Genomic DNA, 14,757 nt, shown 5'->3' on the forward strand with positions numbered 1-14,757 from the left:
GAGCGGCAACTTGCTCTGGCTGGTTTCGACATGGGCGTTCGAAATCGCCGACAGAGATCGACTCTCCGGTTCGAGTCGGAAATAGACCGGTATCTGATGTTCTCCTTCGCGATAGTAGGTCAGCAGACGCCCGGAGAAATAGGTGTCCAACGTCGTCGCAACTTCGGCGTTGCTCACTCGTGCCAAATTGGCGAGATCAGATTCAACGTCAACATACAATTCTTGGCTGCTGACACCCCATGAATCGCTGAGTGAGATTGTGTCCGGATCCGCGTTCACCATCTTTTTGATGCGGTCGGCGGCGTCTCGCAGCGTTTTCATGTTTGCGAAACCGTTGCCGACAACCCGCAACACGACGGGATCGGCGGGCGGTCCCAGCAGCAATTCGATCGGCACGACTCGGGCTCCGACGATTGGCTGCAATCCTAAATCGGGATCTCCGTTGGCAATGACGTGACGCAGTTTTTCTGCAAACTCGTGAGTCAACTTCCCATCGGTTGTCTGAATCAGGATCTCGGCGAAGTTTGGTTTCAAGGCCTCGGGTTCCCAGGACAAATACCACCTTGCCCCGCCGCCACCAACCATCGTGCGCATGTTCAAGAGACGTTCTTCTTCGTTCCCGTCCTCGTCAATGAAGGCACTGCAGCGGCGAATCATCTCTTCGACTTCACGAGCTAGCTCGTTGGTTTGAGCAATCGAAGATGATTCGGGGAGCCAGACTTCAACGGCGAATTGATTCCTTTGAGTCAACGGGAAAAACTCTGCCGAGATCGGTAGTTGAGTCGTTGCGAGCAATGCACCAAACGCGGCAGCGATTGTGATGAAGCGATGCCTCAACGCCCATCGCAGTGAAGAACCGTACAAACGAAAGAAGATTCCGTCGGTTGCCGCGGTTTGAGGAGCGAGATGGGATGGTCCCTCGGGCATCTCTGGCGAAGACGCGGATGCGCGACCGCTTCCGAACCGGCGAACCCATTTGGATGAACCCAGTTTGCCCATCAACCATGGCAAGGGCGCAGTCGGCTTGCTCGGGTCTTTTGGCGGACGAATGAACCAGGCCGCCAAGATCACACAAAACGTCATTGCCAGCACCCAGCTGACGGCCAACATCACGGACAGTGTTGTCGGCAAACTGTAGATGAATTCTCGGTTGACTCCGTCCATCGCGATCAGCATCGGTACAAACGCGGCGATGGTTGTCAGCGTCCCGTTCAGCATCGATTTGCCGAGAGTTTGGGCCCCTTGGACCGCCGCTTTTTTTGGTGGCATGCCTGCGATTTGATTCGTTCTCGCTTGGTCGCAAATCTGAACGGCATTGTCGACTAGCAAGCCGAGCGAAATGATCATCGAGGCCAGCGACATTTGTTCCAATTGAACACCAAACAGCGTCACAATCGCGAGGGATGTGAGCACGACAAAAGGAATGTTTGCCGCCATGACCGCCGCGGTACGGAACCCCACCACGAGGTAAACCACCACGACCACAATCACGATCGCCGAGATGATATTCATCACGACTTCGCGAAGCCTTTGATTCACGCTGTCGGATTGGTCGGAGATGATTGGGACGGCCAAGTCCGGCGGCAGTTCACCGCTGTTGCGAAGCTCGACGATCCGTTGTTTCGCACTGCTGCAAATGTCGACGATGTTGGCACCCGATTTCATTTGAACGGCAACCACGTTTGCGGTCGCTTCCAAATTGACGTCGCCATAACGGCAAATTCGCGTGGGCGGGTCCACGTAGCCTCGTCGGACGCGAAGCCCCAAGTCTTCCAAGTGAATGGGATTGACTCCACCGCGTGACGGCACGCCGCTGACGACCAATCGATTGATTTCCGCGAGCGCATTGACCTCCCCGGCTGGTTTGACGAAGAACCGTCCATCACCAGCATCAATTCGGCCGCCTGGTTCAACGATGTTTTGAGCCTGCGCCAAATCGGCAATTTGATCGATCGTCAGTTCCAGCTGAGACCAATTGCGTTCGTCGGTCTCGACATAGATGGCTTCTTCACGGACGCCGTGACGTTCAACCTTGGCAACCCCGGGCAACAGTCGCAGGGCATCACGAATTCGTTCGGAATAGACATCCAATTCGCGATCAGAGTAAGCAAATCGCGGTTCAATCGTATCGCTGCCGTCGGCGGGTTGCTGATGGACGGCAAACAAGATGACGCTCGTGTCCGCGAATTCATCGTTCACGAACGGAACCACAGCTGGATCGGGCATCGGGACGTTCTCGACCCTTGCTCGAACGCGATCCCACGCGTCGTCAATCTTCGCTGCGGGCAACCACTCTTCCAGCTCGACAAAGATGACCGTTTGTTCGCTGCTGGAGGTGGACCGGATCAGACGCACTTCCTCCATCCCATCGATGGCTTCTTCGAGAGGATCCGTGACCAGCTCTTCCATCTTTTCCGCCGACGCACCCGGCCAGCGTGCCGAGACGACACAGATTTTTAACGTGAATTCGGGGTCTTCACGTCGAGGCATCGTCAGCGCGGCGATGATGCCCCAACAGACGAACATCATCACAAAGGCGATCACAACCGTCGGACGTGCCACGGCAAAAGCTGGTAGACGATTCATTGAACGCTCACCGATGCTGATTGCGTTGGAACAACCCGAACCCGATCGCCGTCGTCGAGGTAGTGCGTGCCGCGGACGACGACATGGGCACCGTCGACCAAGTCATCCGAATCGACCGGTTCGATGCAGAGAATCAATGAGTCTTCGTCTAACGAGTCTTCTTCTTTGACATTGATTCGAACACGTCTCGCCGTTGGCTCTGACCGCATGTCGTCCACGACATGCACGAACGTTTCGCCGTTCTCTCGACGGACGGCCTTCATGGGAACATAAAAGCCGATGTTGGAATTGTCGGGGATCAATGCAACTCGAACGGTATCGCCGGCACGGAGCATCCAACGCGTTTGCTCCAGATACACGCGTTCATTTTGCTTGCGAAGCAGAGCTTCAGGTTCCAGTGGCGAACCATCGAGGGCGAGCAATTGGCCCGTGATCAAGTCGTTTTCAATATTGATTGACGAAGGATCCGCGAACTCGATGGCGACGAAGTTCCATGTGCCCAGGAACGGAATCACATCACTGGCGAGGTTCACTTTCAATCGCTGGACCGTCAATCCTCGATCGCTTGTGTTTGAAAGTTGGTTCCAGGAACGATTGGTGACCTTCCACACAAACGTCTCTTCACCAATCCGATGGATGCAGCGTTGCTCCACCAGCAGACGCTGATCGCCCGTGACGATTGGTCCGATGTTGAGAGGGAAGATGTCCTTGGTTTTCAATTGAGCTTCCGAAGACTCGTGCAAGTCAACGCTGCTTTCTTGTTGATTGCGAACGTGCAGCGATACTGTGAACGTTCGAGTGTTGGCATCCGCGATGGAGTCGACCGTGTAAACCATTCCTGTCGCACGATGTTGACTGCCGTCATGATCGGTGACTGTCACACCAAGGGTGTCGCCGCGTTGGTAGCGACGAGAATTCGCTGCGGTGACTTCAAACTCGACCAGCATTGGGTCGACCATTTGCACTGTCACGATCGGATCGCCTTCTTTGACATAAGTCCCAGGTACCGCGTGGATCTCCGTGACTTGGCCAGGGAAGGAACTGTAGAGCGTTGTGTTTCGCAAATTGCGTTCAGCTTCGGCCAACCTCTGGCTGGCCTGTTGCACCTGGGCGTCCAATGCTAGTTGTTCCGCATTGGCTTGAGCCAGATCAGCGGTCGCACTGTCGACCTGAAGTTGTGCGGTCGATGCTCGCGTACGAGTGGTGTCCAGCTCCGATCCTGACATTGCATTGGAGCGTGACAATTTCTGCGCCCGTTCCAGTTCTCGCCGAGCCAATTGCAGTTCGGCCTCCGCGGTACGGATTCGACTTGGCAATCGTTGTTCGATCGAGATCAAGTTCGCTTGTCGCCGGCGTTCGGCAACTGCCAGGTCGGCACGCGCGGCATCAACGGCGATTCGAAACTGTTCTTCGTTCAACCGAGCGAGTGGAATACCAATGCGACCGTTCCCAACGCCAGTCACCATTTCGTTGGGCTCGATCACCTGCACCACACGTCCGGCCTGTTCAAACGCAATTCGTTCCGCTTTCCAAGGTGCGACGGACGCGGTGGTGTGATGTTGGTAAGACGGGCTGCTCGGATGCAGCGTCATGACGGTCACGGTTTTGGGCGGCTTGTCGACCTCATTGATGTCGGGTGCGGATTCGCTGGAACATCCAAGCATTCCGATCAAACAACAGGACGTGCTGAAGGCCACGAAAAACCGAAACGGTTGAAAACGAATAGGCACAGTGGTTCGTTTCGTTAGGTGGACGCGATGAGAGGTCAACGAGAAAAGAGTCGCTGTGATGCGTTGCCGCGATGTGGAACAGCTCGAGTCACTGGGGCGGCGACGGGGAAAACACAAGCCGATTCGATGGACGGTGATGAGGTCATCCACGTTGGCGGCGAGATTGCCCCTGGCGTTCAGTTCGCAAAACTGCAATAAGTAAACCCATCGGTGTACTCTACATCACGCTTTTCAAAAGTAAACCGCACGGAGCAAGTTTTGCCAGTCCGTCCAACCGAGCCCGACGATGCCGCCCCACGCCGGCTGACTGATCGCAAGCGGATTGCGATTGTGCAGGCCGCGGCAACGGAGTTTCAAACTCGCGGCTACTTTTCGACCAGCATGAATGTGATCGCAGCGACCGCGAATGTGAGCAAGCGGACGCTTTACAACCATTTCGACAGCAAAGAGGCTCTCTTCGACGCGATCATCGAGGAGTTGGCCCAGAAGGCAGAGTTGCTGCCCGAGTGCTCGTTCGATCCATCACGCGATTTACGAGAACAGTTGGTTGAACTGGCCGAGGCCGAAGTTCAGTTCATGACATCGACATCGGTTGTCGCGCTCGCGCGTGCCGGTATCTCGCGAGTCTTGGCCGAGCCCGAGGTGGGTAAGAAGATCGATCATCGTCGCTTTCACAAACGCGTGGAAAGCTGGCTGGATGATGCTCTTGCGGCGGGTTGCCTGAATCACACCAACACAGAATTCGCGGCCAAGCAGTTTGTCGGAATGCTGATGACGTTTGCGTTCTGGCCAACCATCGTCAATGGCGAGTCACCACCGAGTAAAAAGAAACGGGCCAGCATCATCGAGTCCACCGTCGAGATGTTTTTGTCGTGCTACAGAGTTTCCGATTGAAGATCAGAGTAGAACAGTTGCCCCCAACTGTTCCGTTGGACAGCGTTCGAATGCCAAGCCACATTGCATCCGGATTCATTTTCAACCGTTTGCGTCACGCGGTTCAACAACGCGGCATCGACAACGCCGGCCCCATCCGGGGCGATTTGATGTGGTTGCGACGTGATGCGGGGCGGGACGGGGTGATTGCAAATTGCAAAATGGACATCGCAAATTGGTAATTTTAGGTCGGTGAAATCACGTGCCTCGCCAGAGCAGAAACACTTTGCAATTTGCATTGATCAATTTGCACTTTGCAATTTCCTCACCGCATCGTCGCAACGGCCCCGACCGGGGCGATGTCGATGACCGTTCTCACGCTCCGGTGTGTGATGTCATCCGCGGTGGCGCATAGGGATTGTTGCTGGCCGATGTGTCGGGCGCCTGCGATGGGTTCGTCGCGGTTGGAACATAGATCGGTTCGTATTCGCTGCCTCGGGCGATTTCGCAGATTGCGTCGACCATCGCGTCACGTTGAAGACGTCGGTCGGATGAATTCATGTTTGCAAATCGGAAGTCGCGGTAGACCAACGGGATCTCTTCTGGACCGTCCGGCGTGCGGACGTAAATCAAGGCGGCGTGCAATTGAGTCCATCCGCCGGCGGGTGTGAACGATTGCGGGATCGCACCTAGTATGGAACTGGGCCCAAAGTGATAGCGATGGCGATCGCCTTCCATCCAAACACCATCCCCGTCGATGCGTACCCAGACCAAGTCCGTCGCGGTTTCCAGTCGCAGGCGGTTCCAACGTTCTTGCGGAACGATCTCGCAGAATCTGGAGCCTTCTTCGTTGGGGTGAACCACCGGGTTGCGACGTCCGGCAATGACACGGCGGAGTCGGCGAGCCAGCAAGAGGTGAAACGGATACTCTTCGTAGCGGCAAACAATCATCAGTTGTGTCGCTGCGATCAAGCCGCCGACGATCACCGCGGCGACGAATAAGAGAATGCCTTCGATGCCCGGTCGTGAGGTGAAGAACACAAAACGAATGGTCAGCAGCAGGCACAGGCTGGCAACGAAACTGAGCGTGCCATGAAATGCTGTGATGCCCAACAAAGTCACCATTTGACGAAACCAATTCAGCACACGGCCTGGGGCTTCGTCAGGCAGATCCGAACCAAATGATTGGATCGAAGCGAAGTGGTCCGCCATCGCTTCGGTTGGCGAAACGTTCGATTGTTCTGCGGCGGACTGCTGGGAAGTCGATGGCACGGAGGCGGGCGTCTGGAAGGTCATGATCCTCGCCTGCAAATGGTGGCTCTTGCTACTTGCTGATCCTCGACACTGATTCGTCGCAACCTCGTCGGTGCCGGTAGTGCTGGACGTCTCAGAGTAACGCGGATTCGCGATCTTTGCACGCTGATTCCCGACGGAAAACAGGCCATATCCGCGGCAGCTCAAGCGGTCTGCCGCAAACGCTTCTCCGAACCTGTCACGAAAAGGCGTTGTCGCTAGTTTGTTGCCGCCTTGTTGTGCTGGATGGCCAAACACCGCAGCACGGCTGTTTTCGCGGCGATAACAACCAATTGACACGCTCTCGCAGAAGGACCTGCCCCGATGGGCCGGCCTCGTCGATATCCGCGATTGTCAATTTAGGTAAACCTTGCCGCCGACCACTTCCGACTTCTGGCGCGGTTGGTGCGATTGTGTGCATCGAATCGGTGTCAACGGCCGAAACGAAGGGTGAAAGAAAGACTCGTATCACGTGTCGAGGCGTTTCTCCTCGGCACCCAATTCATATTGGATGGAAGGATTCGGAATGAATCGTTGGCTTTTACTCGGATCGATGGCCGGAATGCTGATGATCAGCACCGGATGCCTTCACCACAACACTCGCGGCGGATGCTCGACCGGCAACTGCGGCGTCGCGTCTAGCGATTGCGGATGTGGTGACTCGTCGTGCGGCAACGGCGCATGCAGCAATGGCTCGTGCGGTCGTGTCGGTGGCGGTGGACTGTTGGGCAAAACTCGCGGTCGCCTGATGGGCTGCAAAACCGGATGTCGGACTGGCTGCGAAGCCGGACCACTCGGTTGGCAACAAGGTGGCTTGGACTACAGCTCGCACCTGAACCCAGGTTTGTTGGGTCACGGAGCGGCGGCTCAAATGCAGGGCCAGCCATTCACACCAGGTGCGCCGTCTGCCCAAGTCGCGTATCCTTACTATACCCATCGCGGTCCTCGCGACTTCTTGCTGGACAATCCGCCCAGCATCGGTCCCTGATCGCACTGGGGTTTGAATTTCGAGTCTGCTCAGGCCGTTGGGCCTGAGTCTCTCGAATTGATTCCGTCTGTGAAGAGTGTTCCGCAGTCGCCCGAGGGAGTTTAGGCGTGGCATCCGATTTTCGGCTGAAAGAGCAGTTACCAGAGCTGACCGAGCAGATCGTCAGCACGTACACCTCCGATGATTCAATCAATCATCTGGGGCACTGCCCATTGCCTAGCTACACCGCTGTTGTTGACATCCTTTTGGATCTCAAGGACATCCTTTACCCGGGGTACAAGCGGCACACAAACTTGCATGCTGGCAACATCCGCTACCACGTTGGCGGGTTGATCGATTCCTTGCACGATCAGCTGACCACCCAAATCGCTCGCGCCCTACGGCACGAGCACCGGGTGCTGCAGAATCACAAGGATTGCGAAACGGACATCGACTTCGAAGCCAAAGGCCAAGCCATGGCGATCGAGTTGCTGAAACGCATCGTCAAGCTTCGAGAGATGCTCGCGACCGATGTGCAAGCCGCTCATGATGGCGACCCGGCTTGCCAAACAACCGATGAAGTCGTCTTTTGCTACCCGGGTTTCGAAGCGATCACGGTCTACCGAATCGCTCATGAACTGGTGCAGCTCAACGTGCCCTTCATTCCTCGAATGATGACGGAATGGGCGCACAAAGAAACGGGCATCGACATTCACCCTGGTGCGACGATCGGTGAGTACTTCTTCATCGATCACGGAACCGGTGTGGTGATCGGTGAGACGTGCCACATTGGAAAGCACGTCAAGCTGTATCAGGGGGTCACGTTGGGCGCATTGAGCTTCCCAACGGACGCCGATGGACAGTTGATCCGCGGCCAGAAACGTCATCCAACGATCGAAGACGAAGTGGTGGTATACGCCAACGCAACAATCCTCGGTGGTCGCACGGTGATCGGTCGCGAATCGGTGATTGGGTCCAGCGTTTGGATCACTCGCAGTGTCTCGCCCGGCACGACGGTGGTCCTTGAAAAACCGCAACTGAAGGTACGTGGCTCGGATGAGCCCGCCGATGAATTGCGTCCCGAGGTGAATTACCAAATCTGATCACTGGGTATCCCCAGGCGATTCGGTATAGTGTGGCGATGTTGAAGAAAGAACGCGCCGCCATTGTCCTTGAGCGTCTGAACACGCTCTATCCCGACCCGCCAATTCCGCTGGACCACACCGACGAGTTCACGTTGTTGGTCGCTGTTTTGTTGAGTGCGCAGTGCACCGACAAAAAGGTCAATGAGATCACGCCAGAGTTGTTTTCGGTTGCCGGAACGCCATCGAAGATGCGTGAGCTTGGCGAAGAAGGAATCCTCGAAATCATTCGTCCGCTGGGACTGTCGAAGCAGAAAGCCAAGGCTCTCGCGAAGCTATCGGGGATGCTGATCGATCTGCACGAAGGCCAGGTGCCCAGCACATTCGATGAGCTGGAAGCGTTGCCCGGCGTCGGGCATAAAACGGCCAGCGTTGTGATGTCGCAAGCGTTTGGTTTTCCAGCGTTTCCGGTCGACACGCACATCCATCGCTTGGCTCAGCGATGGGGGTTGTCCAGCGGCAAAAGCGTTGTGCAAACCGAGCGAGACCTCAAGACCTTGTTCCCCGAGTCGAGCTGGAACAAGTTGCATCTGCAGATCATTTTCTACGGTCGAGAGTTCTGCACCGCGCGAGGCTGTGACGGACGTGGGTGCGATCTATGCCGCGAGCTGTATCCCAATCGGCGAAAGCCGGTGACTTGGATCAAACCCTGATCCGTCACACATCCCATTCATCGCCGATACGTGACGGCATTCAGCAGGCGTCGACGTAGGCTAGGTTCCACCTGGCTGAGTGACTGGCCGGAGTTCTACGAACTCGCGGATGAATGACTAATCGCCTCGCTTTTTTTCAAAGCATCGGCTTGGTTGCCAGGTGAGACCAGTCCTACGTGAATGCATGCGGCTGGATTCGCCAGAATTCAGATGTTCCGGTTGGGCGTCTGGGCCTGTTGCGTGGTGGTTCTGTGTCGACGTAGGCCAGGTTCCACCTGGCTGGGTGACTGGCCGGAGTTCCGCGAACTCGTGGATGAATGACTAATCGCCTCGCTTTGTTTCAAAGCATCGGCTTGGTTGCCAGGTGAGACCTGGCCTACGTGAATGCATGTGGCTGGTTTCGCCAGAATTCAGATGTTCCAGTTGCGTCGCATCCGAATTCTTGGCGAATCCGGCTACGGCAAGATTGCTTCTCCTTCGAACCAGCGGTCATCTCGTTCACAAAGCACCGAGATGATCGCCAATTCGAAGCAGGCGTTTCTATTCGCCTTTGCTTTGCGCTTCAGCAATGGCTTCGTCTTGCGCTTCAATCGCGGCCCAGTCGATGTCATCGGGGGCCGTCAACTTCTGTGCCTCACCGCTCTCGGGTGAGCATGCGGGTAAACTCAACATGCCCAAAGCGAAACACAACATTGCGATCGTTCGTGTGAACTTCATCATTCGAATCCTTCAATCGTTTCTTTCGAGGAAATGGATCCCAAAGCTCCCCACAATCCGTAGGGGCTCTTTTGTCCAACGGTGCCATAGTTCTTTGAGATGCTCTGCGCCTGTTGGTTGCCCGCTTCGATCGAATCGGTGACGAACTTGACCGCACCGTCCGCCAACAAGACATGCACGCCGCCTTGATGGTGACTGGCGGAACTGAAGACGCCTGATTGCCACGATGTTCCCCATTGCATCGCACAGGTTGGGGAATTGGGTGGCAGGACGGTGTTCATGCCCGTGATCATCAAGTGGTAATTCCACCAACGTCCGCCGCGAGAAGTGCCGCCGCTGTTCCATAGTGTGACACTGCTCTCGATGAATTGAGGGCGTTGTGGATCAACCACTGCGGTGCAGATGGTCAAGTCGGATCCCATCGAGTCATCGTTCGGAAAGTACGTGCGATTGACGACGGATCCACCCACGCTGCGGTCGCCAAGATCGGTCATGATTTCAGCCATCGCGATGGTGTTAGAAAGTCCATCGAGAACGTCGCGGAACTTGCGTGGCTGATCGCGTTTGAACAGTCCCCGAAAGACACCTGGATCGGCCCATTGGCTCGACGGTGGATAACCAACTCGCAAAAGTGCGTCGCCATGGCAGAACGCGTAGTTCGACATTCCGGTCCCCAGTGGTGACATGCCTGGATCCGATGGGCATCGGAACGCCGGGGTTTGCATTTGGTACGGATCGTACTCGTTCAAGTCGACCCAAGGACGTGGACCGAAAGGCGGCCACAAACCAGCGGAAGTAGCATCCGTTGCAGTTTCGCCGGGTTCGGGCATCAACGGATTGGACATCATTTCCCACAAACCCTGCTGCTCCAGGAACGGCAGCAGACCAATGTTGGCACTAAGCTGTTTCAGAGCTGCTTGCTGAGGGCCGGTGCCATTGGGTGGCAACCGATTGAAAGCTGCGTGGTAGTTGTGCAGAGACAACCCGATCTGCTTGAAATTGTTGCTGCAAGACATCCGCCGAGCAGCTTCTCGAGCCGATTGAACGGCGGGCAGCAACAGCCCAACCAAAACACCGATGATCGCAATGACAACCAACAGCTCGACGAGCGTAAACGCATGACGCTTCATGTCTGTTTTCACAATACGCTTCCTTTCAATAAACGAACAATGACCGTGCCACCTGGAACGCGGCACCAGAAACACGACGAAACTCGTGTCCTTGCTCAGATAGAGGGGGGGCAATCTTCGTTTTGGACACAATTTTCGCATAAAAGACCGAATAGGTTGTTTTAGTTGTCCAAAAGGAGCCGGCTTGGACTCTGTGGTTGCATGAATCCGACGAACAACGTCGCCGATTCAACCCATTGATTTCCATCTTGCGACACCAGAGAAACGATGAAAAACAACCAAATTGGACGACGTGGCTTCTTGCGAGTGGTCGGAGGTGCGGGCGTGCTTTCCGCCTCGGCTCCCGGTTACATCATGGGAAGTGAACGTTTGTCTTCGGAGGCGAGTTCAGCGGCCGAAGGCGTCTTGGTCGAGGCCAGCCAATTCGACGATTTGGGTGGCTGGAAACTGGATACTCAGCACTACCAGCAAATGGGCGGCTGTTATCTGCTGGCCCATGGCATGGGAAAGCCGGTTGCCAACGCGAGCACTCATGTGGCTCTTCCTGCCGCTGGAACCTGGCATGTGTGGGTGAGAACTCGAGATTGGTGCCAGGGCGAATGGAAATCTCCGGGGCGGTTCAATGTATCGGTCAACGATAAAAAGCTGACGCCGGAGTTTGGGACGGAAGACACGAAATGGCATTGGCAAAAAGGTGGTGCCATCCAGATCGATGACCCGGCCAAAGTGAAGATCGAGCTTGCTGACCTCATCGGTTTTGATGGTCGCTGTGATGCGGTCTATTTCTCCAAGTCGTCCTCGCCAACGCTGCCCAACGACGCCGCGGAAGTGGTGGCTTGGAAAGATCAACTCACCGGTCGTGCCGAATTGGAAGTCAATGAACTCGAGTTCGACTTGGTCGTTGTCGGCGGCGGTATTTCAGGTTGTGGTGCGGCCCTCGCGGCGCGTTCGCAAGGATTGAAAGTGGCGTTGATCCAGGACCGGCCGATCTTTGGTGGCAATGCGTCCGAGGAAGTTCGTGTCCATACGTTGGGAATCCACGGTCGTGCCGCTGGGATCCTGAAAAAGATCGATACGGAACACTATCCCAACGGCAGCGCACTGGCTCGCAAGGACCAAAAGAAGCGAGAAGCCGCCATGGCCGCATCGGGCGTCGAACTTTTCGCGGGACACATCGCGTGTGGACTGTCAAAGAACGATGGCCGCATTGAAAGCGTGGAAGCCAGAGACGCGTCCTCCGGTCGTTTGCAACGTTTTTATGCTCCCGTCTTTGTCGATGCGACCGGTGACGGTTGGCTGGGATATTGGGCGGGAGCCGAATACCGAATCGGCCGCGAATCGCACACGGAGTTCGGTGAAGCATGGGACAAACACGGCGATCTTTGGAGTCCTGAGATTCCCGATAAACGTGTGATGGGAACGTCGGTGCTGTGGAATGCCGAGAAAACAAACCAACGCAGCACTTTTCCCGATGTGCCTTGGGCCATGCCGGTGGCAAAGGATCACGAAGCGACCGCGGGGGAATGGTACTGGGAATACTCCAACAACGATTTGGACCAAATCAACGATGCGGAAACCATCCGTGACCACATGTTGCGTGCGATCTACGGATCGTTTGCAAATGCCAAACGTCATCCCAAGAACGCACCCTGGACATTGAAATGGGTTTCGTTCGTTGGTGGCAAACGCGAATCACGGCGTCTGATGGGCGATCATATCTACACAATGAAAGATGCCGCTGAACGACGCGAATTTGAGGATGCGGTGGTGGTGGAAACGCGCGAGATCGACTCACACTACCAACAAGTCTTGCAGGGCAACCCGGTCGACTTCTTGTCCAAGGCGTTGTTCTACAAAACCGGTGGTGAATACTTCGTTCCGTTCCGAAGTCTGTATTCGAAGGACATCGACAATCTGATGATGGCCGGACGCTGTTTCAGTTGTTCCCACATTGGATTGGCTGGACCTCGCGTCATGAATACTTGCGGGCAAATGGGAGTTGCAACCGGGTACGCCGCTTCGTTGTGTAAGGCCTACCAAACAACGCCTCGGGAAGTTGGGCAGAAGCATGTCCGAGAACTCCGCGGTCTGATCGGTTTTGAGGATCGCTCGTCCTGATGAGACATTGGGTCAATCTTGCCTTGCTGTTTTCTTTCAGCACCCTGATGGTCACCGGGGTGCTGGCGTTCACGCTGCCGTTTTCGCAGACCAACACGCGATTGCATGTGGTCTCCGGGGTCGTGTGTGTCGCCTTGGTGGCAAAGCATGTGTTGAGCCGACTCAGCTACTTTCGATCCGTTGCATCGAGGCAGTCAAAAGCGATGGGGCTGATGCGCAAGGCTAGCGTGCTTGGGTTTTGGGCGGTGGTTCTGGTTGCTTCGGTTGCTGCGGTCCCGCCTACCAATTGGTTGATGGATCAAAGCTATGAGACTCGCCAGCGAAGCCAGATTGTGCGGGCGTCTTCGCTGGTGGGCTTTGGCGAATTGTCGCCGCATCAGCGGATTGTCGTGAGAAAACCCAAACGAGAATCGGACGCGATGCTTTCGATTCATCTTGGTTATTCGACGTCGCTGGGTCGCCTGCCTGCCACGGCGGTTTGGGTGGAATCCACAACCGGGACCATGATTGAGACGTTGTACTTGGACGAAGGGCTTGCCTACAGTGAAGTCGTTCCACGCAGCACTTTTTCCAGCGATGGATCAGTGCTTCGCCGAAGCGATGTGCTTCCGATTTGGCGGCACGCCTACACAATGGTCTCTGGGGTCGATCCCAATGGGGAAGTCGATGGATTGACGGGGGCCACCAAGAATCACAGTTTCGCACTGGATCAATCTCTTCAGCCGGGGAAAGGCAATCGGTTTGTCGTTTGTGTGGAAATCAATCTGCCGGGCGATTCAAACGATGAGTGGCAAGAATCCGAGTGGGGGCAGCCATCGTTGCTGTACACGGCGCTGATTGACGTCGATCGTGAGAGCCCTCATGCGATCTTGGAATTGACCGGGCACGGTGGGGCTCCGAAGGCGACGGCAACATTCGCTATGACTTGGAAAGCATCACCACCGCTCGCAAGATTGCAGAGCTGTTTTTAGCGAAACTGGATCTGCCACACTCAATGGCAACCGAAACGAACGAATGAACTTCCAGGCAAACGACGCTGTGAAGGAATCAACGCAACAACTGATGAGTAACAACGACCAGGCAACGACCGAATTCATTCAGCTACTGACCGAGTCGCAACGATCGCTGTTTTACTACATCCATTCGCTCATCCCCAATCGAACGGACGCGGATGAAGTGCTGCAGGAAACCAACCTCGTGCTTTGGCGAGAGTACGAACGATTCGAACCAGGGACTAATTTTCGGGCGTGGGCGTGCACGGTGGCGCTCAATCAAGTCCGAGCTTTCACGTCGAGGCGGCGGGCCAAACGACCCCACTTCGATACCGAGACCGTGATGTTGATTTCCGAGCGGCAGGAGAAACGATCGGCCTATTTGCAGCGTCGGTTGGATGCGTTGGAAGGTTGTGTTCAGAAGCTACCTGAACGCAAACGAGTGTTTGTGGAACAACGTTACCGGCAGGGTGTGCCAGTGGAAAATATCGCAGAGGAGATGGGTTCCAGCGTGGATGCCGTTTACAAAATGTTAAGAACCTATCCGAGAACCCCG

General features: G+C 55.6%; 14 protein-coding genes. 8 read left to right on the plus strand and 6 right to left on the minus strand.

Translation table 11 applies throughout. The features are described 5' to 3' along the window. The coding region (locus tag B2R17_RS13535; protein ID WP_286764401.1) for an efflux RND transporter permease subunit at positions 1 to 2,586 on the minus strand (2,586 nt) is incomplete at its 3' end. Beyond that, positions 2,583 to 4,178, minus strand: a complete 1,596-nt coding sequence (locus tag B2R17_RS13540; protein WP_286764409.1) for an HlyD family secretion protein — start codon at positions 4,176 to 4,178, stop codon at positions 2,583 to 2,585. The genes B2R17_RS13535 and B2R17_RS13540, both read right to left, overlap by 4 nt. Before the next feature lie 396 nt (positions 4,179 to 4,574). Between B2R17_RS13540 and B2R17_RS13545 the strand changes: the two genes are divergently transcribed. Together B2R17_RS13545 and B2R17_RS13550 are read left to right on the plus strand one after the other, a co-directional pair. Continuing rightward, positions 4,575 to 5,210 (plus strand): TetR/AcrR family transcriptional regulator, encoded by a 636-nt coding sequence (locus B2R17_RS13545; protein ID WP_008661041.1) that lies wholly within the window; start codon positions 4,575 to 4,577, stop codon positions 5,208 to 5,210. Between the two features lie 50 nt (positions 5,211 to 5,260). After that, positions 5,261 to 5,431 carry a hypothetical protein gene (locus tag B2R17_RS13550; RefSeq protein WP_286764402.1) on the plus strand — a complete coding sequence of 57 codons (171 nt, stop codon included), beginning with the start codon at positions 5,261 to 5,263 and terminating at the stop codon, positions 5,429 to 5,431. Positions 5,432 to 5,564: 133 nt separating this feature from the next. Here the strand turns inward: B2R17_RS13550 and B2R17_RS13555 are convergent, their stop codons facing one another. Further along, on the minus strand, positions 5,565 to 6,485 hold the full coding sequence (locus B2R17_RS13555) for a hypothetical protein (protein WP_286764403.1): 921 nt from the start codon (positions 6,483 to 6,485) through the stop codon (positions 5,565 to 5,567). Positions 6,486 to 7,008: 523 nt separating this feature from the next. Here B2R17_RS13555 and B2R17_RS13560 point away from each other — a divergent pair. The 3 genes from B2R17_RS13560 to nth all read left to right on the plus strand — a co-directional run bounded on the left by B2R17_RS13560 (position 7,009) and on the right by nth (position 9,244). Beyond that, positions 7,009 to 7,470, plus strand: a complete 462-nt coding sequence (locus B2R17_RS13560; protein ID WP_231846376.1) for a hypothetical protein — start codon at positions 7,009 to 7,011, stop codon at positions 7,468 to 7,470. A gap of 107 nt (positions 7,471 to 7,577) precedes the next feature. After that, positions 7,578 to 8,552, plus strand: coding sequence for a serine O-acetyltransferase (locus B2R17_RS13565; protein WP_286764404.1), 975 nt, complete (start codon positions 7,578 to 7,580; stop codon positions 8,550 to 8,552). Positions 8,553 to 8,584: 32 nt separating this feature from the next. Beyond that, on the plus strand, positions 8,585 to 9,244 hold the full coding sequence (nth, locus tag B2R17_RS13570) for an endonuclease III (protein ID WP_339887054.1): 660 nt from the start codon (positions 8,585 to 8,587) through the stop codon (positions 9,242 to 9,244). 117 nt (positions 9,245 to 9,361) lie between these two features. Here the strand turns inward: nth and B2R17_RS28405 are convergent, their stop codons facing one another. The 3 genes from B2R17_RS28405 to B2R17_RS13580 form a co-directional block, all read right to left on the minus strand. Beyond that, complete coding sequence (locus B2R17_RS28405) at positions 9,362 to 9,559, minus strand: DUF1589 domain-containing protein (RefSeq protein WP_414707316.1); 198 nt, start codon at positions 9,557 to 9,559, stop codon at positions 9,362 to 9,364. Positions 9,560 to 9,784: 225 nt separating this feature from the next. Continuing rightward, positions 9,785 to 9,964, minus strand: coding sequence for a hypothetical protein (locus B2R17_RS13575; protein ID WP_008653487.1), 180 nt, complete (start codon positions 9,962 to 9,964; stop codon positions 9,785 to 9,787). Next, entirely contained in the window at positions 9,961 to 11,091 is a 1,131-nt protein-coding gene (locus B2R17_RS13580) for a DUF1559 domain-containing protein (RefSeq protein ID WP_037253146.1), read from the minus strand. Before B2R17_RS13580 ends, B2R17_RS13575 begins: the two co-directional genes overlap by 4 nt. Before the next feature lie 267 nt (positions 11,092 to 11,358). On the opposite strand from B2R17_RS13580, the gene B2R17_RS13585 reads away from it, so the two are divergent. From B2R17_RS13585 to B2R17_RS13595, 3 genes are all read left to right on the plus strand, one after another. Continuing rightward, entirely contained in the window at positions 11,359 to 13,209 is a 1,851-nt protein-coding gene (locus B2R17_RS13585; RefSeq protein ID WP_286764406.1) for an FAD-dependent oxidoreductase, read from the plus strand. Beyond that, complete coding sequence (locus B2R17_RS13590; protein ID WP_286764407.1) at positions 13,209 to 14,180, plus strand: DUF4405 domain-containing protein; 972 nt, start codon at positions 13,209 to 13,211, stop codon at positions 14,178 to 14,180. The genes B2R17_RS13585 and B2R17_RS13590 overlap by 1 nt, the downstream gene beginning before the upstream one ends. A 43-nt stretch (positions 14,181 to 14,223) precedes the next feature. Next, a partial coding sequence (locus B2R17_RS13595; RefSeq protein WP_286764408.1) for a sigma-70 family RNA polymerase sigma factor occupies positions 14,224 to 14,757 on the plus strand: 534 nt, incomplete at its 3' end.

This window comes from Rhodopirellula sp. UBA1907 (genome assembly GCF_002337565.1).
Taxonomy (GTDB): domain Bacteria; phylum Planctomycetota; class Planctomycetia; order Pirellulales; family Pirellulaceae; genus Rhodopirellula; species Rhodopirellula europaea.

Coding starts and splice junctions, on each gene's coding strand:
- B2R17_RS13540 (WP_286764409.1), bottom strand. CDS start 4,178: ATGACGCTGCATCCGAGCAGCCCGTCTTACCAACATCACACCACCGCG.
- B2R17_RS13550 (WP_286764402.1), top strand. CDS start 5,261: ATGCCAAGCCACATTGCATCCGGATTCATTTTCAACCGTTTGCGTCAC.
- B2R17_RS13555 (WP_286764403.1), bottom strand. CDS start 6,485: ATGACCTTCCAGACGCCCGCCTCCGTGCCATCGACTTCCCAGCAGTCC.
- B2R17_RS13560 (WP_231846376.1), top strand. CDS start 7,009: ATGAATCGTTGGCTTTTACTCGGATCGATGGCCGGAATGCTGATGATC.
- B2R17_RS13575 (WP_008653487.1), bottom strand. CDS start 9,964: ATGATGAAGTTCACACGAACGATCGCAATGTTGTGTTTCGCTTTGGGC.
- B2R17_RS13580 (WP_037253146.1), bottom strand. CDS start 11,091: ATGAAGCGTCATGCGTTTACGCTCGTCGAGCTGTTGGTTGTCATTGCG.
- B2R17_RS13585 (WP_286764406.1), top strand. CDS start 11,359: ATGAAAAACAACCAAATTGGACGACGTGGCTTCTTGCGAGTGGTCGGA.
- B2R17_RS13590 (WP_286764407.1), top strand. CDS start 13,209: ATGAGACATTGGGTCAATCTTGCCTTGCTGTTTTCTTTCAGCACCCTG.